Origin of the sequence: Mediterraneibacter glycyrrhizinilyticus (assembly GCF_015560805.1) — a bacterium.
In the GTDB taxonomy this organism is placed as follows: domain Bacteria; phylum Bacillota; class Clostridia; order Lachnospirales; family Lachnospiraceae; genus Schaedlerella; species Schaedlerella glycyrrhizinilytica_A.
The window spans coordinates 101,540-123,284 of record NZ_JADMSO010000004.1 but is presented as its reverse complement, the minus strand read 5'-3'; the positions used below and the strand labels follow the sequence as shown (position 1 = coordinate 123,284).

The window sequence follows — 21,745 nt, the reverse complement described above, 5'->3', positions numbered from 1 at the left end:
AATTTCATTTTAATATCTAATATTGTCTTTTATAAAAGTAGCATTATGCAAATCAATATACGCTTCTCTTATCTCTTCCTGAGTATTCATAACTATTGGTCCTGCCCAAGCTACAGGTTCGTTTAATGCTTTCGATTCTATAAACAATACTTGCGCAAATTTGTCTGCATTTTTGATAATTAACTCATTACCGCTTGTTAGTTTTACAGCTGTTTTTTCTTTTATCCTTTCTCCCCCTACATATACATCACCTATGAGGGTAAATATCATAACAGACGTATCTTCTAATGTGTCCAGCGTTATTTCTGCATTCTCATACATATGAATATCGTAGTAATTTAGCGGAAGATGATCACCTTTATAACCTTGATAAGATTTATAATTGCCGGTCAGAATCCTTATTTTCCCTCTATCAAATTCTATTTCTTCAGTATCAGATTTTCTTATGCTATGATAGGTTGGTTTACTCATTTTTGCAGATTTAGGAAGATTTAGCCATAATTGAACCCCTAACAGTCTTTCCGCAGCAGGAATTTTTTCTTCATGTTCAATTCCCGAACCTGAATTCATCCATTGTACTTCCCCATCTGAAATTTCATCTTCATTCCCCAACGTATCTTTGTGTACCATTCTCCCTTTATAGACATAACTTACTGTCTCTATACCTCTATGCGGATGCATTGGGAACCCTGCTATATAATCGTCTGGATTTAAACTGTCAAATGAATATCCAACATCAAGATAGGATCGAATTCTTTCACTGTCTCGTGCCCCAACACTCTTACTAAACTCACCCCTGCCCCATCTTTTGTTCGAACCCCTTTTACTTTAATCTTTACTTTTCTTTCCATCCGATCTTCCTCCTTTTTAAGAATTCATCATACAAAACTGGTTCTTTTTAAATCCCGTTACAGTATCTAGTGCTCATTTCTTTTCCGTTTTTTCCAAACCAAAGCGACAAATATACCTACTGTACCTAATAGTATAAAAAGAGTTTCTTCTATCTGGGTCAGATCGCCTGTTTTTGGAGGTAATGGCTGCTTAGGAGTTTCCGCAGTATGAGCAGGTTGGTTCGGCGTCTGTGGTTCTGCCGGTTTCTGTGGTGCTCCTGGCGTGTGTGGCGCTTCCGGTGTTTGTGGTGATTCTGGCGTTTGCGGCGATTCTGGTGTATGCGGCTTTTCCGGTGTTTGTGGTGATTCTGGTTGATCCACAGCCTTTTCTTTGATCGTAACCGTAATTGTCTTTTGTGTAGAGGCTCCATTTTGGTCTGTAACTCGATATGTCACATGGTAAGTACCCGCCTTGGCAATGTCTACATCATTGTCAATGATATTTTTCTCTGTCAGCGTGATTTCTCCGTCTTCTGCGTCCTGCGCTGTCACTCCCGCTAACGGATCAAATCGCTCGCCAATCTCCAACGTACGGTCCACGGCATGAATAGAGATGCTATTTGAGATTTAAAATGTTTTGAGATCGTTTCGAAATATTTTAAAAGGCAGAGCCTTTTTTCAGGTTCTGCCTTTCTTTGTACAGGCGACGAGCCAAAGTCCGGGCTTGCCCGAGACCTTGGCGACTGCTTACAATCCCGGAATGTGACTTTTTGCACTTCCGGTGATTCATATTTAGTGCTTTTTTGTATTGCTTTGAGAGATGTTCGGTATCTACTTACTTGGCATACATTTTTTATGAAACACAAAAATATGGATTGCCAGAAAAAATACCAATACAATCGAAATCCCCCGGTGGATCTTAAGTATGATCGGACAACGATCCAAAACCATACCGCACACTCCGCTCCCGAAAGAAACCAGAATCACAACAAACAACAGCCACCGTTTTCCGCTCATCTTTTTCCGACAGGTCATCATGTGAAAACAACTCAGTAAAAGAAAGGCTGTCGCAGCCAGTTTGTGGACATGGATTCCGGTAACCGGAACCATGATCGTAATCATAAAGCTAAGAAATAATGCCATATTCAGCGCTTTTTTCATACCTCATGCTCCTCCATTGCCGGAATCGTCCTCACCAGAAAAAGGAAATATATCAAATGAAAGATCCACACGCCGCCCAGCACAACGCAGCCGAAAACGATCCCTTTCAATCCCATCATAATAAAACCGACACTCATCAGCAACGTTACACTCGTCATGATCCGGCATTTTGTTTTCTTTGTCATCCCTCTGCCTGCCGCAAAATCTGCCAGATTCTCTTTGTATAATTTTGTGTTCTTAAACCAGCGATCCAGTTTTTTTGAAGATCCGGCAAAACAAAAAGCGGCAAACATCAAAAACGGAACGGTGGGCAGTACCGGAATCACAACGCCTGCCGCTCCCAGACCGACACTGATACAGCCTAAAATCATATACAGGATTTTTTTCATTTATAAACCTCCATCTGTTTTTTACATTCGACCAGTTTTTTCATTCTCTTTTTACTTTATAACCCGTCAGCTCATTCGCCCATGTTCTACCGAATACACAGTGTCAGCGATCCCCATCGTGGATTTCCGGTGAGACACAAGCACAACCGATTTATCGGCACACGCTTCATGGAGCGATTTCAAGATGACCGCTTCGTTCAGACTGTCCAGATTTGACGTCGGCTCATCCAACAACAGAAATGGCGCATCGTGGAGAAATGCCCTTGCAAGACCTAACCGCTGGCGTTCCCCGCCGGAAAGCGTGTCGCCCAGTTCGCCGACTTCGGTATCGTAGCCCTCAGGCAGACTCATGATAAAATCATGGACAGAAGCTTTCCTGCATGCAGTTATGATTTCTTCGTCAGATGCATTTAACTTTGCTATGCGAAGATTATTTCGGATCGAATCATGGAATAAATGTGTTTCCTGCGTTACAAAACTTTCCATATCGCGCAGATTCGACGTATTGATCTCCTCCACATTTTTGCCGGAAACTTTTACCGCTCCCTGCCGCACCTGCCAGAATCGCATCAGCAGTTTGAGCAATGTAGATTTACCGGATCCGGAGCGTCCGTTAATGCCGATAATTTTATTTTCAGGAATTGTCACGGAAACGTCTTCTAGAATCGTCTCCTCCCCATAAGCAAATGTCACATTTTTCACTTCTGCTCCATGAAAATCGACTTCTTCTTTTCCCGTTATTTCCTCCACTACAGGGCATTCATCCAGAATATCCAGAACACGGCCTCCTGCCGCAAATGTATTTTGCAGCGTTGCTCCCAAAGAAGCCAGCGCAACCACAGGACCGAAAGAACTCATCAGCGCGAAAGTTACGATCAGACATCCCTCAAACCCTACAAGTTTTGCAGACAAAAACAACATTGCGAGGTCAAACATCAGGATCACAGTATTGGTCACCGCAGTATTTCGCCCAACGATCCGTTTCATATGCTCCTCATCTTTTGAAAGCTGTTCGGTCCGGCGATCTATTTCTTCCATACGCCGCTTGCCCTGTCCATACTGGATCGTTTCCGACAGACCGCGCAGACTGTCAAGCACAAATCCGGAAAGCTGCCCGGATTTTGTGCGAAAACGCACGCCATCATCCCCGCTGAGTCTGGAAGTAACAAACGGGATCAGAGCTCCAACCGTCACATAAGCGATCAGTGCCACCCCGCCAAGCGCCGCATGATAGCTGCCGATAAAAGAAATCATCACAAAACTGAATAGAACGGCAATACAGATCGGTGAGATCGTATGTGCGTAAAACACTTCCAGTAATTCAATATCCGATGTAATGATCGAGATCAGGTTGCCCTTATCTTTTCCGTCCAGCTTCGCAGGACATAAACGGCGCAGCGCTCCGAACACTTTATCCCGGATCAACGCAAGCAATTTGAATGCGATAAAATGATTGCACGCCTGTTCTGCATAGCGTAAAAACCCACGAAGCAGCGCGAACATCAGCACAGCCACAAAGAGAGCGGTTAAGTTCCAAGACCATTCCGGGTGCAGGACATGCAGGATCGCATAACCGCCGAATACCGTAATAAAAGAAGCACACAAATGTCCGATCAGCCCCATTGCAACAGCCAGGATCATATATCCCGTCAAAGGTTTGACCAGGCCGATCAGCCGTATCATAATATTAAATCCACTTCTCTTCATCCCAAGTTTCCCCTTTCGTATAACATTCCAGTTTCTGCTGGGCATTCCAAAGCTTTGTATAGGTTCCGTTCTGTGAAAGCAACGTTTTGTGATCCCCATGTTCCATGATCGTTCCCTTATTCAGAACATAGATATTGTCTGCGCCAGCCACATTCGCGAGCCGGTGAGAAATCAAGATCACCGTCTTCGTTTCTGCAAGTTCATAAATCTGCTTCATAATATCGTTTTCACTCTCCACATCAATATTCGAAGTCGCTTCATCGAAAATATACACCGGGCTGTCATGGAGCAATGCTCTTGCAAGAGCAAGGCGCTGACACTGTCCTCCGGAAAGATTCGAAGCCTTTTCGTTCAGAACGGTGTCCAGTCCGTTTTCTCCCCGCAGGAAGTCCGCAAGATTCACCCGCTCTAACGCATTCCAAAGAGCCGCTTCTCCGGCATCCGGCTGCGCCATCAGCAGATTCTCCCGGACAGTGCCTTTGAACAGATAACTCTGATGAGAAATATAGGTGAATTTTTTCATCAGACTGGCTTCATTGATCTCCGAAAGCTGTGTTTTACCAACGGTAACGTCACCGTCATACTCTTTATTCCGCCCCATAAGAATGGATGCGATCGTAGACTTACCACATCCGGATTCTCCCACGATCGCCGTAAAGCTCCCCTTTGGAAACTTCATATCGACACCGTGAAGAATTTCCCTGCCTGCTTCATAAGAAAACCGGAGATTCCGACATTCGATCGAACAGTCATCCTGGACAGCCTCCGTTTTTTGATCCGGTTCCGGAAGATCCAGCAGGCGAAATATTTTGTCGGATGCAGCCATCCCGTTCATTGCAATATGGAAAAATGATCCCAAAAGCCGCATTGGCAGGAAAAAATCCGCCGCCAGCAAAATGATCATCATGCATCCGAACAAGTCTGCTTTTCCATTCTGAAACTGTGTCACAGCCAGGATCACACCAAGCGCCGCACCGCCATAAGCGATCAAGTCCATGATCGTGATGGAATTTAACTGCATCGTCAGCACTTTCATCGTGATTTTTCGGAAATGCTCGCTCTGCTCATTCATTTCTTTATGCTTAAACGCATCCGCCTGATAAATCTTTGTCGTCGTCAATCCCTGAAGATTCTCAAGAAACGTATCGCCAAGCGCCGTGTACTGTCCCCAGTATTTCGCCAGAAGCTTCTTTGCCCATCTCTGGATCATGATGATCGTTACCGGGATCATCGGGACGCATACAAACAGCACAAGCGCGCTTGGAAAATTCACAAAACTCAAAACAAAAAATAATGTCAAAGGAGCCAGCATTGCATAAAAAAGCTGCGGCAGATACGAGCCGAAATAAGTTTCCAACTGATCCACCCCCTCCACTGCAACCTGCACGACTTCCGAAGTATTTGCCTGTTCTTTATACGAAGAACCAAGCCGCAGAAGTTTCTTATAAATCATCCGTCGAAGCGTTTTCTTTACCTCTCTGGATGAAAGATATCCCATTCTTGCTGAAACAACAGCACATAGAAAACGCAGCCCGATCGCCCCCGCAGCGATTCCCGCAGTCAAAGCAATCTGTCTTTCTCCGATCCCTCCCTCATATAAATGTTGGAGCATTTGAGCGATCGCTCCCATCATACAGATATTTGCTGCCAACGAAATCCACTGGCTGATCACATTTCCTGCAATATATTTTTTACTGTCTGCAACTGTGCCGATCAGTCTCTTATCGATCATCATATCTCTCACCCGTCCAATCTGAATTTTATTATTAGTTTAAACTAACCTATGTGCAAAAGAAAAACCTCTTTTTCAAGAGGTTAGTCTCATCTAATTCCTTGAGTAGGATAACAGATACCGCTTTTTTTGTCAATAAAAACTTTGGATTTTTTCAGTGATTTCTTAGTGATCTTCCGGTTTTATCTTCTGTCTGCCATCCGGTATATTTCTGCTTTTGCTTGTATAAATCATCTGATATCCTGTCAGATAATTTTCTTCTTTCGCTGAAACTGTTATGATAAGCACATCAGATGGGAGGTGAAACAAATGACAGATAAAGGCTTTACAGATCAGGTAAAAGGAAAAGTAAAAGAAACGGTTGGAAATATAACCGGCGATTCCTCCACAAAAGCAGAGGGGATCATCGATCAGAGCGTCGGAAAAGCAAAAGAAATCGCTTCAGATGTCAAAGATGTTGCCCGTGAAGTTATTGATAAGTCCAAAGATGCAATGAACAATGACAAATAAGTTCTCCCATCTGCATGTCCTCCATGTTTCGTTCTGCCTGTTTTCTGTTAGATTGATTTTTGTTTTCTGTATTCCTGCGGAGTACATCCCATCTCGCGGTGAAATACTTTTCCGAAATAACTTGCCGAACTAAATCCGCACTGCAGGGCAATATCGACAATTTTCAATTCACTGTTTTTCAGCCGATTACTTGCCGCCTGTATCCGGTATTCCTGCAGATACCGAAACGGAGACGTATGCAACGTCTTCTGAAAACATCGAAGACACTCCCGCTCACCGATATTTGCGGCTTTTGCCAAATCTGCAAGCGACAGATGTTCCCCATAATATTCCTGGATGTACAGTAGCATCTTTCGCAGACGCATTTCATTTTCCATCTCTCTTCCTACCGTTTCCCGACTCTCATTTTTCGTTTCATTTCGTTTTCGATCTAAAAGATACAGCAGGATCTCTGATAAAAGATTTCTTGAATAGAGTTCATATCCATATGATCTTTTTTGCTCCAACTCAGAAAGTTGTTCCAGGCATTTCAAAACCTTCCAATGATCCGCTTCTCCATTTTTTAACAAGATCCATTTTGCAGTCTGCATCTGCTGAAGAGGGCGCACATAGTTTTTCTCGATCAGACTGTCCGGATCTGCGATCAGCGATCCTCGAAACATATGAACATCATAGCGGATATGCTTTCCCGCATCGGAAGCATACACCTGATGTAGCGTATTGCTGTTCACGAACAGAACGTCCCCCTTTTTCAGCATCAAACATTCTCCCATCATATCATAGTTCAGTCCGTCCGCCTTTACCAAAAGAAGTTCCATTTCCTCATGCCAATGCCACGGTGCAATCATCGTTCCCGAAAGATCCACATCAAACCTACGAACTGCATATGGATAATCCGGGCGCATCTCATAGATTTCTTCTCTTTTATTCTCTGCAAATAATAATTCTTCCGGGCGCATTATCCATCCCCCTTTCTCTTTGTCGTTATTTTACCATAAAAACGGCGCTATCTAAATATATTTCCACTCAGATTATCGTTAAAATACAATTGCAAGTATTTATGTCACCTTGCCGTCATTTCAGAAAAGGGGGATTTCTATGCAAAATATACTATTTGATATGCTTTGCTTTATCAGTGCACATACCCAAGATCAGTCTGTATTTCAGGAACAGCTTCCCCATATGACAGAAAAAGAAGTTCGCGATACTTACCGCCGATTGTTTCTGTCCGAATCTCACAGCAATCAATCCCAAAAAATCTCCTGATAGAAAAGCAGCAATAAAACAGGACTGTCACTTTGTATGTAACAGTCCCCAAAATACAATACTTTCTATAATCTTTTTGCGATCGCTTTAATGAAGTCCTCGCTGTTCAATACCGTCGGGTTCTCGATCGTAGTAATCAATGCCAGATCTTTTGTCATTTCCCCGGATTCGATCGTATCGATGGTCGCTTTTTCCAGTCTGTCCGCAAATTCCATCAATTCCTGATTGCCATCCAGTTCTCCCCGTTTTCTGAGTGCCCCTGTCCATGCAAAGATCGTTGCGACAGAGTTTGTGGAAGTCTCTTCCCCTTTCAGATGCTTATAATAATGACGCTGTACCGTTCCATGTGCAGCTTCATACTCATAATATCCGTCCGGAGATACAAGTACCGACGTCATCATCGCAAGAGAACCAAATGCAGAAGAAACCATATCGCTCATGACATCCCCATCATAGTTCTTGCACGCCCAGATATAACCGCCCTCTGATTTCATAACACGGGCAACCGCATCATCGATCAGCGTATAGAAATATTCGATTCCGGCAGCTTTGAATTTCTCGTCATACTCTGCATCGTAAATCTCCTGGAAAATATCTTTAAACGTATGATCATATTTCTTGGAGATCGTATCTTTCGTCGCAAACCAGAGATCTTGTTTTGTGTCCAATGCATAATTAAAGCAGCTTCTCGCAAAGCTTTCAATAGACTGATTGATGTTGTGCATTCCCTGTACGATTCCCGGTCCGTCAAAAGTATGTACCAGTTCTTTTGTCTCGCTTCCATCTTCCGCCGTATAGACTAATTCTACTTTTCCTGCTCCTGGGATCTTCATCTCGGATCCTTTGTATACATCTCCATACGCATGTCTGGCAATGGTGATCGGTTTCTTCCAGTTCTTAACACAAGGTTCAATTCCTTTTACCACGATCGGCGCACGGAATACGGTTCCGTCCAGGATCGCACGGATCGTACCGTTCGGGCTCTTCCACATCTCTTTTAAATCGTATTCATCCATACGCGCTGCATTCGGTGTGATCGTCGCACATTTTACTGCTACTTTATATTTCTTTGTCGCGTTCGCCGAATCGATCGTAACCTGATCGTCTGTTTCATTACGATGTTCCAATCCCAGATCGTAATATTCTGTATTCAAATCAATGAATGGCTCTAAAAGATGCTCCTTGATCATCTTCCAGAGAATCCTTGTCATCTCGTCTCCGTCCATTTCCACAATCGGTGTTGCCATCTTAATTTTTTCCATTTCAAACTCCTCCTGCTGTTTCGTTCTGTTCATATCCCTGCCTTTTTAGGTTCTGCATCACATGAAGGATATGTTCGTTTGCAAGCTGTTCCGCGAGATCTGCATCCCGGTCCCGGATTGACCGCAAAATCTGCTTGTGCTCCCGGATCGACTTTCTCGCACGTTCTTCCGACACGATCGAAGTCTTCCTTGCCGTCTGAACATATTTGTGAAAATCTTTCAGTACATGGCTTAAGATTCTGCTGTCACAGGCATCATAGAGCACAGCGTGAAATCTTCCATCCAGGATTGCGATCTGATCCGTGTTGTTCCCGCTCTCTCTTTTCATGTGAAATTCCGAAAGAAGCATGATCTCTTCCAGTTCATCCAACTGTTCCTGCGAGATATGCTCTGTCGCCCATCTCGCACAGAGTCCTTCCAACATCGAACGCACGGTATAAATATCATGAACGTCCTTTGTCGTAATTCCCGTCACATATGCCCCTTTATTCGGAATGATCGTCACAAGCCCTTCCAGCTCAAGCTGACGCAGCGCCTCCCGCACAGGAGTCCGGCTCACCCCAAGCTCTTTTCCGATTGTATTCTCCCGCAGTTCATCATGCTCCCGGTAAGTTCCGTCCAGAATATTGTCACGGATCTTCTGGAACACACGGCTGCTTAGAGAATGCTCCTGATAGTCTTCCATTCTAATCTACCGCCTTCTGCTGCAATGTTATGTGCAGTTCTTCGCACACACTCTCTATTTTGGCAACTAATTCTTCATCTGTCAAGACCGTAACACGACCTTCTTCATATTCCCTGTCCACCCATGCTTTCAGCGCCAGCACAAGGTCACTGTTTTTATCTACCTGCGCCTCTTTCGGCAGTTTATAGTAGGCATTGATCCAATACGCAATTCCCGCAACCCCCGATGTGTTAGAAACCGAGACAAGTGCCGGACGGTTTAAGAATTTTTCCGTATCAAAAATATTGTAAATCTCTTCGTTTTTCAGCATGCCGTCTGCGTGGATCCCGGCTCTTGTCACATTGAAATTCTTTCCGACAAACGGCGTTCTTGAGGGTACTTTATATCCAATTTCTTTCTCATAATATTCTGCCAGTTCCGTGATCACAGTCGTATCCATGCCGTCCAGTGTTCCTCGGAGCTGTGCATATTCAAATACCATCGCTTCAAGCGGTGTATTTCCGGTCCGCTCTCCGATCCCGAACAATGAACAGTTCACGCCGCATGCCCCGTACAGCCATGCCGTGGTAGAATTGTTGACTGCTTTGTAAAAATCATTATGTCCGTGAAATTCGATCAATTCGCTTGGGACACCTGCATGAACCATCAGACCGTAAATGATTCCCGGAATCGATCTCGGGATCACCGCACCGGGAAAATTCACTCCGTATCCCATCGTATCACAGACCCTGATCTTAACCGGTATCTGATATTCTTCCATCAATTTCATCAATTCCAGACAGAACGGAATGACAAATCCATAAATATCCGACCGGGTAATATCTTCCAGATGGCATCTCGGACGCACACCTGTCTCCATACACTCACGGACAACGGAAAGATAATGTTCCATCGCTTCTCTTCTCGTCATTTTTAATTTATAGAAAATGTGGTAGTCCGAACAACTGACAAGTATCCCTGTTTCTTTCAGTCCGATATCTTTAACTAACTGAAAATCTTTTTTACTTGCCCGTATCCAGCTTGTCACTTCCGGAAATTCATATCCACGCTCCAGACATTTATAAACCGCATCACGGTCTTTTTTGCTATATAAGAAGAATTCACTCTGGCGGATCTTTCCGTTCGGTCCTCCCAGCCGGTGAAAATAATCATAAATGGTCACGATCTGTTCTGTTGTATACGGCGCCCGTGACTGCTGTCCATCCCGGAATGTCGTATCGGTGATCCAGATCTCGTTTGGCATATTATGCGGCACGATACGGTCGTTAAATGCGATTTTCGGAATTTCATCATAATGAAACAAATTCCGGAACACATTCGGAGTATCCACGTCTACAAGCGGATACATATGCTCTTCCAGTTCCAGCAGGTTCGTATGCGTATTCAAAAAAACTTTTCTGTTGTCCATCTTTATTATTTCCTCCAGTCTTTTGATTCATATCGTATTGTATGTTTGAATCCTTGTATAATTGTATACATTAATACAGATATTGTCAATGCTTTTTCACTTTACCAGAATGAATTTTTACATGATACGCCAATTCAAAAAACAGGCAAACCAAACACATCTGTGCTGCATTTACCTGTTCTGTCTCCCTTAAAAACATTCCCCGCGTCGGTGTACAAGGTGTATTTCTCCTTGTACACCAACGCGGGGAATTAATGATAACCTGTTTTCCCTATTTGATCACACGGATCTTCAGAACACCATCGATTGCCGACAGCTGTTCTTCCACTTCCATCGGAACCTCCGCCTCGACGTCAATCATTGTATATGCATATTCCTTTCGGCTTTTATTCGTCATCAGAGAAATATTCATATTCTCTTTTGCCAATACTGCGGTCAGCTGACCGATCATATTAGGGATATTTTTATGTAAGATCGTAATTCGGTTTCCGGATTCTTTCACGCCCATATCACAATCCGGATAGTTTACGGAATGTGTGATATTTCCGTTTTCCAGATAATCTTTTAATTCCTGTACCGCCATCTTTGCACAGTTGTCTTCCGACTCTTCCGTAGATGCTCCCAGATGCGGGATCACGATCGCACCTTTCACTCCTGCGATCTCCGGTGTCGGAAAATCGGTGACATAGCGCTTTACATTTCCCGCTATAAGCGCATCAACCATCGCTTCACTGTCCACAAGGGTATCACGCGCAAAGTTTAAGACAACCACGTCTTTTTTCATCAGACTGATAGCGTCTTTATTGATCATTCCTTTCGTATCCGGAAGCGCCGGAACATGAATTGTGAGGTAGTCACACTCTTTGTACAGTTCATCCACCGTTTTTGCGTGATGAATATTTCTGGAAAGTTTCCATGCGGAATCTACGGAAACATATGGATCGTAGCCATATACCTCCATTCCAAGATGGATGGCAGTATTTGCCACGAGCACGCCGATCGCTCCCAGACCGATCACTCCTAATTTCTTTCCTGCCAGTTCCGTACCCGCAAATGCTTTCTTTGCTTTTTCCGTCGCTTTTGCAAGGTCTCCGTCTTCCTCATGCTCCTGTACCCAGCCGATACCGCTGACAATGTCTCTTGCAGCAAGCAGCATGCCTGCGATGACCAGTTCTTTTACCCCGTTCGCATTTGCTCCCGGTGTGTTGAATACGACGATTCCCTGATCGGCGCATTTATCCAACGGGATATTGTTGACGCCTGCGCCCGCTCTTGCGATCGCTTTTAAATTTTTCGCAAACTCCATCTCATGCATTCCTGCGCTGCGCACAAGAATCGCGTCCGCTTCATCCGGTGTCTCTGTTTTTACATAAGTTTCATCAAATTTTTCCAGTCCAACCTGTGCAATTGGATTCAGGCAGTGATATTTATACATGTTACAGATTCTCCTCTTCAAATTTCTTCATAAATGCGACAAGCGCCTCTACACCCTCATATGGCATCGCATTGTAAATACTTGCACGCATTCCGCCCACACTGCGGTGACCTTTCAGATTTTCAAGTCCTGCTTCTTTTGCCTCTTTCACAAATTTAGCGTCCAGATCCACATCGCCGGTGACAAACGGTACATTCATCAAAGAACGGTCCTTTTTCTCAACAGTGCCTTTGAACAGCTTGCTCTGATCCAGAAAATCATAGAGAAGCGCCGCTTTTTTCTCATTCCGTTCTTTCATTGCGGAAAGTCCGCCCATGGATTTGATCCACTTGAACACTTTCCCACAAATATAAATTCCATATGCCGGAGGCGTATTATAAAGAGATTTTGCATCTGCATGTGTTTTGTAAGTCAGCATCGTCGGTGTTCCCGGAAGAACGTCCTCCGTGATCAGATCTTCACGGATGATCACGATCACAGTTCCCGCCGGTCCGATATTCTTCTGTACGCCGCCGTAAAGGATGCCGTATTTGCTCACATCCACCGGTTCTGAAAGGAAACAGGATGAAACATCGGATACAAGTAATTTGCCCTTTGTATTCGGAAGTTCTTGAAACTTCGTACCATAAATCGTATTATTCTCACAGATATAAACATAATCCGCATCCTCGGAAACCGGAAGATCGGAACAATCCGGAATATAGGAAAATGTCTTGTCTGCGGAAGAAGCGATCCGGTTGACTTTTCCGTATTTTTCCGCCTCGCTCGCCGCTTTTTTTGCCCACTGTCCTGTGATAATATAATCTGCCACACGGTTCTTCATCAGATTCATCGGGATCATCGCAAACTGCTGGGATGCTCCGCCCTGTAAAAACAATACTTTATAATTATCCGGGATATTCATCAGTTCCCGCAGATCTGCTTCCGCCCCATTGATGATTTCTTCAAACGCCTTGGATCTGTGGCTCATCTCCATCACGGACATTCCCGTTCCTTTATAATCAAGCATTTCCTCTGCCGCTTCTTTTAACACATCTTCCGGCAGAACAGCCGGTCCTGCCGAAAAATTATACACTCTTCCCATTTCCTTTACTCCTCCTTCATATCTTCCTCGTCAAATGCCTCGCTGATCGCAGCTCCCGGAGCCACCATCGGCCATACTTTATCATCCGAATCAATGATACAGTCGATCAATACCGGTTTTCCAAGCTGCAGCGCTTCGGAAAATGCCTTTCGGAACTCATCCTGTGTCACAGCGCGGATGCCGACCGCTCCCATCGCCTCTGCAAGCTTTACAAAATCAACGCCGTCGTTTAAGACCGTCGCCGAATAGCGCTGCTCATAAAACAAGTTCTGCCACTGCCGTACCATACCCAGCACATGGTTATTGATCACCACTTCTATGATCGGGATCTGATGGCGCACCGCCGTTGCGATCTCATTCATATTCATCCGGAAACAACCGTCTCCCGCAATATTTACCACCGTCTTATCCGGGCATCCGCTCTTTGCGCCAAGAGCTGCTCCAAGTCCGTAGCCCATCGTTCCGAGACCACCGGATGTCAATAGCGTTCTCGGCTTCGTATATTTGTAATATTGTGCCGCCCACATCTGATGCTGTCCGACTTCTGTGACGATCACCGCATCTCCTTTTGTCTGTCTGTAAATCTCTTCGATCACAAACGGTCCGCTCAAAGCTTCCGGATGATATTTTAACGGATACATACTCTTGTAAGCCTGGATTTTTTCCAGCCATTCCGAATGAGACTGCGATTCCAGCTTTTCATTCACTCGTTTTAACGTTTCACGGATATCTCCGGTCACGCCTGCTGTGATCAGTACATTTTTATCCATCTCCGCCGGATCCACATCAAACTGCAGGATCTTCGCATATTTTGCAAAACTCTTCGTATTTCCGGTCACACGGTCGCTGAATCTGGCGCCGATCACGATCAACAGATCGCACTCGCTGACGCCAAAATTCGATGTCTTCGTCCCATGCATTCCAAGCATGCCTGTATACCGCACGTCAGTCCCCGGAAATGCCCCTTTTCCCATCAAAGAATCGGTGACCGGTGCATCGACCTTGTCAACAAATTCTTTCAGTTCTTCGCTTGCGCCGGATAAGATCGCACCTCCGCCCACAAAAATATACGGACGTTTGGACTTTCGGATCATCTCAACCGCAGTATCGATCTCCTTTTCCGAAATATGAGAGGTATCCGGTTTATACGGCTCGATCATTTTTCTCTCGTATTCGGTCACATTGGCTGTGACGTCTTTCGGAATATCGATCAGCACCGGTCCCGGACGACCGGATCTCGCAATCTGAAACGCTTTGCGGATCGTGTCTGCCAACCGGCTGACATCTTTTACAATATAATTATGTTTTGTGATCGGCATCGTAATGCCGGCAATGTCGATCTCCTGAAAACTGTCTTTTCCGAGAAGAGACACACCGACGTTGCAGGTGATCGCAACAATCGGAATGGAATCCATACATGCCGTTGCGATCCCGGTCACAAGGTTAGTTGCCCCGGGTCCGCTCGTCGCAAAACATACGCCGACTTTTCCCGTCGCTCTCGCATACCCATCTGCCGCATGTGCGGCTCCCTGCTCGTGCGATGTTAAAATATGTTTGATTTCGTTGCTGTGTTTATACAATGCGTCATAGACATTTAAAATCGCGCCGCCCGGATACCCGAATACCGTATCCACGCCTTGTTCCTTTAAACATTCAATGACGATTTCTGCTCCTGTAAGCTGCATCGGAGACACCTCCTATTGATTCTTTGGTACTTCCAGTATTGCGCCTCTGTTGCCGGAGGTCACCATAGAAGCATATCTTGCCAGATACCCGGTCTTTACTTTCGGCTCTCTCGGCTGCCATGCCGCGCGTCTTGCATCCAGTACATCCTGCGGCACATCCAATTCCAGACTTAAGTTCGGAATATCGATCTTGATAAGATCTCCCTCCTCTACGAGGGCGATCGGTCCGCCTACTGCGGCCTCCGGCGAAACGTGTCCGATCGACGCGCCTCTGGAGGCTCCGCTGAAACGTCCGTCTGTGATCAATGCCACGGAAGAGCCCAGTCCCATTCCCGCGATCGCGGAAGTCGGGTTCAGCATCTCACGCATACCCGGACCGCCTTTCGGTCCCTCATAGCGGATCACAACCACATCTCCCGCGTGGATCTCTCCGCCTTTGATCGCCGCAATCGCATCTTCCTCACAGTCAAAGACTCTCGCCGGACCTTCGTGTACAAGCATTTCATCCACAACTGCCGAACGTTTGACCACACTTCCGTCCGGTGCAAGATTTCCTTTCAGCACGGCAAGTCCTCCGGTTTCACTGTATGGATGATCGATCGGACGAATGACTTCCGGATTCCGGTTTACGCATCCCGCGATATTTTCTCCGACCGTCTTTCCGGTCACCGTCATGCAACCGGTATGAAGCAGTCCTTTTTTATTCAGTTCGTTCATCACTGCGCTGACACCGCCCGCTTCATTCAAATCTTCCATATAAGTCGGACCTGCCGGTGCGAGGTGACAGAGATTCGGCGTCTTCTCGCTGATCCCGTTTGCAAAATCAATCTCAAAATCCATACCGATCTCATGTGCGATCGCAGGAAGATGCAGCATACTGTTCGTCGAACATCCAAGCGCCATATCCACGGTCAATGCATTTAAGATCGCATCTTCCGTCATAATATCTCTTGGACGGATATTCTTTCTCACCAGTTCCATCACCTGCATTCCCGCATGTTTTGCAAGCTGGATTCTTGCAGAATACACTGCCGGGATCGTTCCGTTTCCCGGAAGCCCCATACCAAGCACTTCTGTCAGGCAGTTCATACTGTTGGCAGTATACATACCGGAACAGGATCCGCAGGTCGGGCATACTTTATTTTCAAATTCACAGACATCTTCTTCCGTGTACGTTCCGGCAGCGTAGGCTCCGACTGCCTCAAACATACTGGAGAGACTTCGTTTTTCTCCTTTTACATGTCCTGCGAGCATCGGTCCGCCGCTGACAAAAATGGTCGGAATATTGACTCTGGCGGCTGCCATCAAAAGTCCCGGCACATTTTTATCACAGTTCGGGATCATAACCAGCCCGTCAAACTGATGCGCCATTGCAAGCGCTTCCGTTGAATCTGCGATCAGATCTCTTGTTACGAGAGAATACTTCATTCCGATATGTCCCATCGCAATTCCGTCACAAACCGCGATCGCCGGTACCATGATCGGTGTACCTCCTGCCATTGCAACTCCTAGCTTCACTGCCTCGGTAATTTTGTCCAGATTCATATGTCCCGGTACAATTTCGTTATAGGAACTGACCACGCCGATCAGCGGACGGTCCAATTCTTCCTTTGTCAGTCCCAATGCGTTAAATAAGGATCGATGCGGCGCCTGCTGCATTCCCTTTGTCACTGTATCACTTCTCATCTGTTTCTCCTCCCTTTTTAAGCTGTCCGTCTGATACGGGCGCAGATCTGGTCTCCCATCTCTTTTGTTCCGACTAATATATTTCCATCCGACATAATATCCTTTGTGCGGTATCCTGCTTCCAAAACCTCTTTCACCGCCTGCTCCACGGTGTCGGCTTCCCGATCCAGATCAAATGTGAATCGAAGCATCATTGCCGCAGATAAGATCGTTGCGATCGGATTGGCAATGCCTTTTCCGGCTATATCTGGTGCGGAACCTCCGCTTGGTTCATAAAGACCGAATTTCGTCTCATTTAAGCTGGCGGATGCGAGCATTCCGATCGAACCGGTCACCATGCTCGCCTCATCGGAAAGAATATCACCGAACATATTCTCCGTGAGGATCACGTCAAACTGTCTCGGATCTCTCACAAGCTGCATTGCGCAATTATCAACGAGCATATGCTCCAATGTCACTTCCGGATAATCTTTTGCCACTTCCTCCACAATCTTTCTCCAAAGTCTGGAGGAATCCAGAACGTTTGCCTTGTCGACACTGGTCACTTTTCTGCGCCGTTTCATCGCAATATCAAATCCTTTTTTTGCGATCCGCCGGATTTCTTCTTCATTATAAGTCAGTTGATCGTTCGCCGTCAGAACCCCGTTCACTTCCTTTGTGGAACGTTCCCCGAAATACAATCCTCCGGTCAGTTCCCGCATGATCATCATATCAAATCCGCCCTCTGTCAATTCTTCTTTCAACGGGCAGGCTTTTTTCAGTTCGTCATACAGCACCGCCGGACGAAGATTTGCAAACAGATTCAGTTCTTTTCGTATCTTCAAAAGTCCGGCTTCCGGTCGTTTGGACGGTTCCAACCGATACCATGGAGAAGTCCTCGTATCGCCGCCGATCGATCCCATCAGTACGGCGTCGCTTTCTTTTGCTAAGCGGATCGTCTCGTCCGTCAGCGGAACTCCGTGTACATCGATCGATGCCCCGCCCATCAAAAGCTGTGTGTACTTACACTCATGTCCATATACGTCGGCCACCTGTTCCAACACTTTCATCGCTTCTGTGACGATCTCCGGTCCGATCCCATCCCCCTTGATCACTCCAATGTTCCATATCATATGTCATCACTTCCTTGATAAAATGTTATGATGCCGGGACTTCAGAAATGCGGAATAAAAACAGTTCCTTAACCCTCTTTCTCCCCCGATATCACGTTATTTCCTTATATTACCTCATTTCACCCCACGTTTCAACCCTTTAGCACAGAAAAGTGTCAAAGTATCTACAATCTCTTTTTATTCACTCTGTCACAAAAAGGACTTCTGTTTCTTTCACACCGGCACTTCTGCGGTCCGATGAAAATCACCGGAAGTGCCAAAAGGCACATTCCGGGATTGTAAGCAGTCGCCAAGGTCTCGAGCAAGCCCGGACTTGCACCGGCAAGTGTGGTCCAGCTTCGCTGGACGCACCCTATACAAAAAGAAGACCGAAAAGCTTTTCGCTCACCGGTCTTTCTCTCTTTCCTAATTATTCAGCACTCGGCTTCTCAAGCTGAGCGATCGCAGCTTTCTGCATCGGAATACGGCAGTTCTTATTGTTACCAAATTCTACGATCACATCGTCGTCTGTGATATCAATGATCACTCCGTAAAATCCGCTTGTTGTAAGAACGGTATCGCCTACTTCCATCGTGGAAAGCATTGCCTGTATACGCTTCTGCTCCTTTTTCTGTGGGCGCATCAGTAAGAACCACATACCTCCGATAATTACAACGTAAACAAGAATGATACTTACCATACTCATTGAACCACCGGCAGCTAAAACTCCATTCATCTTAATACATCCTCCTAACTACTTATCTTCAAGCAATATGACCATTATACATAAAAAATACAATTACTTCAAGTGTATTTTTTGTTTCATCTTAAACTTTTCCGCTCAAACTTTTACAAGCCCAACACGCCCTTTAATTTTTCTTCCTTATATGCATGAAATGCTCCCGCATCCAACGCATCCCTGATTTCTTCCATCATCGTATTATAGAAGTACAGATTATGAAGAACACAGAGACGCATTCCGAGCATTTCTTTCGCTTTCAATAAATGACGGATATATGCGCGGCTGTAGCTTCTGCATGCCGGACACTGGCATCCCTCCTCGATCGGACGATCGTCCAGTTCAAATTTGGCGTTGAACAGATTCAGCTTTCCGTGATTCGTATACACATGTCCGTGACGACCATTCCGCGACGGATATACACAATCAAAGAAATCCACGCCCCGGGCAACTCCCTCCAAAATATTTGCCGGAGTTCCGACGCCCATCAGATAAGTCGGTTTATTGTCCGGAAGATACGGCACGACCGCATCCAGGATCCGATACATCTCCTCATGGCTTTCTCCGACCGCAAGTCCGCCGACCGCATAACCATCCAGATCCAGCTTCGTGATTTGCTTTGCATGTTCGATCCGGATATCTTCATACACGCCGCCCTGATTGATCCCGAACAGCATCTGATGCGGATTGATCGTATCCGGAAGACTGTTCAGCCGCTCCATCTCCTGTTTGCAGCGCGCCAGCCAACGGGTCGTCCGTGCAACCGACTGTTCCATATATTCACGGTCCGCCACACTGGACGGGCATTCATCAAAAGCCATTGCGATCGTGGAGGCTAAATTAGACTGGATCTGCATACTCTCTTCCGGTCCCATAAAAATCTTCTTTCCGTCGATATGGGAATGGAAATGCACGCCCTCTTCCTTGATCTTCCGAAGTCCTGCAAGAGAAAACACCTGAAATCCGCCGGAATCCGTCAGGATCGGTTTGTCCCAGTTCATAAACTTATGCAGTCCGCCGAGCTGTTTTACAACCTGATCTCCCGGTCGCACATGAAGATGATATGTATTGGATAATTCTACCTGTGTCTTGATCCCCCGCAGATCGTCTGTCGACACGGCGCCTTTGATCGCCGCCGCTGTTCCCACATTCATAAAAACCGGCGTCTCGATCGTTCCGTGTACCGTATGTAACCGACCGCGTTTTGCCAGCCCCTCTTTTTTCAACAATTCATACATAAATGTCCTCTTTCTAAAAGGGACAGCCGCACTTCTGACTGTCCCTTTTCTTTTAATAATGGATGATAACAGGAGTTCCTGTTGAAATCATATTGTAAAGTGCAGCCGCCTGATCATACGGCATATTGATGCATCCATGGGATCCGACTCCCGGGATCTGATTCAATGTTCCACCAAAGGTGGACTGCCATGTTGCATCGTGAAATCCGACTCCGCTCCAGGTGATCCGCATCCAGTAGTCTACCGGCGTCCGGTATTCCGGCTCTCCGGTCTCCGGAACGATCTCTCCTACAAGTACCTCGTGCATCGTTGTCTCTTTCAGTGCATACACGCCGGTCGGCGTCTCTTTTGCCGGAATCGGCTCACCGGTTACCACATCCGTCTCCAGCACAACGGCGCCGTCCTGGATATACCACATATGCTGAGCGCTTAAGTCCACTTCCGCATATGTTGTTCCCCAGTCCTGCGGACCGTGGGAAGCCGCTGTACCTCCGATATAATATGCCGGCTCTCTCGTAACGACTTCCCCGTTCTTAATACTGTTGATCAACGCTGCCGATTCGGTCTCTTCATCGATCGACCATCCATAATCCCCGCCGGAAACTTCTGCTGTTTTTCCCCATGGGGTCGTGATCGTTCTTGCCGCTCCCATTGTATCATACTGATCGCCGAAAGACGCCATCCATTCCCGAACGCCGTTCTCATTGAACACAACGTTCATGGATTCATCCACTGTAAGCCATGTGGAGATCAGATTTTTATCCACCACCACATTCTCATCCATCGGATACGTAATACTTGCTTTAATATACTGGTTCATGCTGTCACATGCAGCCTGCACTTCTTTTGATTCTGCTGTAAACTTCGGAAGAGCATAACATCCCTCTTCTTCCATGTTCAGCTCCGATTTGAATTCCCGAATGTACTGGGCGATCTTTTCATGAAGCATGTCCATATCCACTGCGGTTCCTGTCACTTCCGGTTCTACAACATACTGTGTTCCGTCAAACTTCGGATAGGCGTTTGTCGGCGGGATCTGCTCCACTTTTACCGACTGGAGATTATTGATCTGCTCTTCCAAGGCTTCCTTATCATAAGAGACTTCAATCGTAACCTGCGTGGAGCTCTTCACAAAAAATGCACTCGGCCAGAGGAACGCATTCTGCTTTTTAATCGCATTTTTCACATCGTCATTTTCCACATAGGCGAGGGAGATGTCTTCTCCTTTGATCGTATCCGATTTATCTTCCTTTTCCAGGACTGTCAACGTATATCCTTTCACCTGATCTTTCATATATTCTTCAACATCCTTGACAGATTTTGCCGAAAAATTATGACCGTTGATCTCTGTATTAATATAGAAATGACTCATAAAAAATACTGATATGCCGACATATACTGCCGCCAAAACACCGACGGTCACACCTGCAATGATCAGACCTTTCTTTTTATCCGTCTTCTTTTTTGCAACAGCCGCCCTTTTTCTGCGTTTCTTCCGTCCCTTTTTCTTTTTCGGTGCTTTCGTTTTGACCTGTGGCTTTTCTTCCTCATCCAGACTCATATATAAGGTATCGTCCTCATCATAAGAGTCTGTTTCCTCATCATAAACGTCGTCCTCATCGAATGCCTCGTCCTCATAGGATCCGTCCACGTCAAATGCCTCGTCCTCTCCGTCAGCCTCCGCTTCCGGATCCGGCAGATTTTCCTCCATCTCCGGTGTATCCGCCGGAGATTCCTGCACATTTACCTGTTCATCCGGATTATGTTCCTGTTCATGGATCTCCCTTTTGCTCATTTAGTACTGCTCCCTCTTCTATAATCAATATCTAGGCAACAT

The 21,745-nt window shown here is 45.9% G+C and carries 21 protein-coding genes; 2 read left to right on the top strand and 19 right to left on the bottom strand.

Going from position 1 to position 21,745, the window contains the following annotated elements; all coding sequences use genetic code 11:
• Positions 1 to 9: 9 nt before the first annotated feature.
• From I2H87_RS05725 to I2H87_RS05700, 7 genes are all read right to left on the bottom strand, one after another.
• Entirely contained in the window at positions 10 to 681 is a 672-nt protein-coding gene (locus I2H87_RS05725) for a pirin family protein (protein WP_330611492.1), read from the bottom strand.
• Positions 682 to 710: 29 nt separating this feature from the next.
• A complete protein-coding gene (locus I2H87_RS13990) occupies positions 711 to 851 on the bottom strand; it encodes a hypothetical protein (RefSeq protein WP_009266300.1) in 141 nt (46 codons plus the stop codon).
• 66 nt (positions 852 to 917) lie between these two features.
• Positions 918 to 1,418, bottom strand: coding sequence for an immunoglobulin-like domain-containing protein (locus I2H87_RS05720; RefSeq protein WP_207746044.1), 501 nt, complete (start codon positions 1,416 to 1,418; stop codon positions 918 to 920).
• A 243-nt stretch (positions 1,419 to 1,661) separates the two neighbouring features.
• The gene (locus I2H87_RS05715) at positions 1,662 to 1,991 is read right to left on the bottom strand and encodes a hypothetical protein (protein ID WP_009266302.1); all 330 of its coding nucleotides are present in this window, start codon (positions 1,989 to 1,991) and stop codon (positions 1,662 to 1,664) included.
• Positions 1,988 to 2,380, bottom strand: a complete 393-nt coding sequence (locus I2H87_RS05710; RefSeq protein WP_009266303.1) for a YbaN family protein — start codon at positions 2,378 to 2,380, stop codon at positions 1,988 to 1,990. Before I2H87_RS05710 ends, I2H87_RS05715 begins: the two co-directional genes overlap by 4 nt.
• Before the next feature lie 66 nt (positions 2,381 to 2,446).
• Positions 2,447 to 4,087 carry an amino acid ABC transporter ATP-binding/permease protein gene (locus tag I2H87_RS05705; RefSeq protein ID WP_243273883.1) on the bottom strand — a complete coding sequence of 547 codons (1,641 nt, stop codon included), beginning with the start codon at positions 4,085 to 4,087 and terminating at the stop codon, positions 2,447 to 2,449.
• Positions 4,068 to 5,822 carry an ABC transporter ATP-binding protein/permease gene (locus tag I2H87_RS05700; protein WP_195609508.1) on the bottom strand — a complete coding sequence of 585 codons (1,755 nt, stop codon included), beginning with the start codon at positions 5,820 to 5,822 and terminating at the stop codon, positions 4,068 to 4,070. Before I2H87_RS05700 ends, I2H87_RS05705 begins: the two co-directional genes overlap by 20 nt.
• A gap of 306 nt (positions 5,823 to 6,128) precedes the next feature.
• On the opposite strand from I2H87_RS05700, the gene I2H87_RS05695 reads away from it, so the two are divergent.
• A complete protein-coding gene (locus I2H87_RS05695; protein WP_022150939.1) occupies positions 6,129 to 6,329 on the top strand; it encodes a CsbD family protein in 201 nt (66 codons plus the stop codon).
• Positions 6,330 to 6,376: 47 nt separating this feature from the next.
• Here the strand turns inward: I2H87_RS05695 and I2H87_RS05690 are convergent, their stop codons facing one another.
• Positions 6,377 to 7,288: an AraC family transcriptional regulator gene (locus tag I2H87_RS05690; RefSeq protein WP_009266307.1), complete on the bottom strand. Its 912-nt coding sequence runs from the start codon at positions 7,286 to 7,288 to the stop codon at positions 6,377 to 6,379.
• A gap of 139 nt (positions 7,289 to 7,427) precedes the next feature.
• On the opposite strand from I2H87_RS05690, the gene I2H87_RS05685 reads away from it, so the two are divergent.
• Positions 7,428 to 7,595: a hypothetical protein gene (locus tag I2H87_RS05685; protein WP_156796351.1), complete on the top strand. Its 168-nt coding sequence runs from the start codon at positions 7,428 to 7,430 to the stop codon at positions 7,593 to 7,595.
• A 65-nt stretch (positions 7,596 to 7,660) separates the two neighbouring features.
• Here I2H87_RS05685 and I2H87_RS05680 read toward each other — a convergent pair whose 3' ends face one another.
• From I2H87_RS05680 to I2H87_RS05630, 11 genes are all read right to left on the bottom strand, one after another.
• On the bottom strand, positions 7,661 to 8,857 hold the full coding sequence (locus I2H87_RS05680) for an NADP-dependent isocitrate dehydrogenase (RefSeq protein WP_009266308.1): 1,197 nt from the start codon (positions 8,855 to 8,857) through the stop codon (positions 7,661 to 7,663).
• Position 8,858: 1 nt separating this feature from the next.
• Positions 8,859 to 9,542 (bottom strand): GntR family transcriptional regulator, encoded by a 684-nt coding sequence (locus I2H87_RS05675; protein WP_009266309.1) that lies wholly within the window; start codon positions 9,540 to 9,542, stop codon positions 8,859 to 8,861.
• A gap of 1 nt (position 9,543) precedes the next feature.
• The gene (locus I2H87_RS05670) at positions 9,544 to 10,950 is read right to left on the bottom strand and encodes a 2-isopropylmalate synthase (RefSeq protein ID WP_009266310.1); all 1,407 of its coding nucleotides are present in this window, start codon (positions 10,948 to 10,950) and stop codon (positions 9,544 to 9,546) included.
• Between the two features lie 271 nt (positions 10,951 to 11,221).
• Positions 11,222 to 12,385, bottom strand: a complete 1,164-nt coding sequence (locus I2H87_RS05665; RefSeq protein ID WP_054703691.1) for a phosphoglycerate dehydrogenase — start codon at positions 12,383 to 12,385, stop codon at positions 11,222 to 11,224.
• A gap of 1 nt (position 12,386) precedes the next feature.
• Positions 12,387 to 13,469, bottom strand: coding sequence for a 3-phosphoserine/phosphohydroxythreonine transaminase (serC, locus tag I2H87_RS05660; protein ID WP_022151624.1), 1,083 nt, complete (start codon positions 13,467 to 13,469; stop codon positions 12,387 to 12,389).
• Between the two features lie 5 nt (positions 13,470 to 13,474).
• Positions 13,475 to 15,154, bottom strand: a complete 1,680-nt coding sequence (gene ilvB / locus I2H87_RS05655) for a biosynthetic-type acetolactate synthase large subunit (RefSeq protein WP_195609507.1) — start codon at positions 15,152 to 15,154, stop codon at positions 13,475 to 13,477.
• Between the two features lie 12 nt (positions 15,155 to 15,166).
• Positions 15,167 to 16,840: a dihydroxy-acid dehydratase gene (ilvD, locus tag I2H87_RS05650; RefSeq protein WP_022151622.1), complete on the bottom strand. Its 1,674-nt coding sequence runs from the start codon at positions 16,838 to 16,840 to the stop codon at positions 15,167 to 15,169.
• A 17-nt stretch (positions 16,841 to 16,857) separates the two neighbouring features.
• Positions 16,858 to 17,952 (bottom strand): 3-isopropylmalate dehydrogenase, encoded by a 1,095-nt coding sequence (gene leuB / locus I2H87_RS05645; protein ID WP_022151621.1) that lies wholly within the window; start codon positions 17,950 to 17,952, stop codon positions 16,858 to 16,860.
• 409 nt (positions 17,953 to 18,361) lie between these two features.
• Positions 18,362 to 18,667, bottom strand: a complete 306-nt coding sequence (yajC, locus tag I2H87_RS05640) for a preprotein translocase subunit YajC (RefSeq protein ID WP_009266316.1) — start codon at positions 18,665 to 18,667, stop codon at positions 18,362 to 18,364.
• A gap of 113 nt (positions 18,668 to 18,780) precedes the next feature.
• Positions 18,781 to 19,908, bottom strand: coding sequence for a tRNA guanosine(34) transglycosylase Tgt (gene tgt, locus I2H87_RS05635; protein ID WP_009266317.1), 1,128 nt, complete (start codon positions 19,906 to 19,908; stop codon positions 18,781 to 18,783).
• 52 nt (positions 19,909 to 19,960) lie between these two features.
• Positions 19,961 to 21,703, bottom strand: a complete 1,743-nt coding sequence (locus tag I2H87_RS05630; RefSeq protein ID WP_195609506.1) for a L,D-transpeptidase family protein — start codon at positions 21,701 to 21,703, stop codon at positions 19,961 to 19,963.
• Between the last annotated feature and the right edge of the window lie 42 nt (positions 21,704 to 21,745).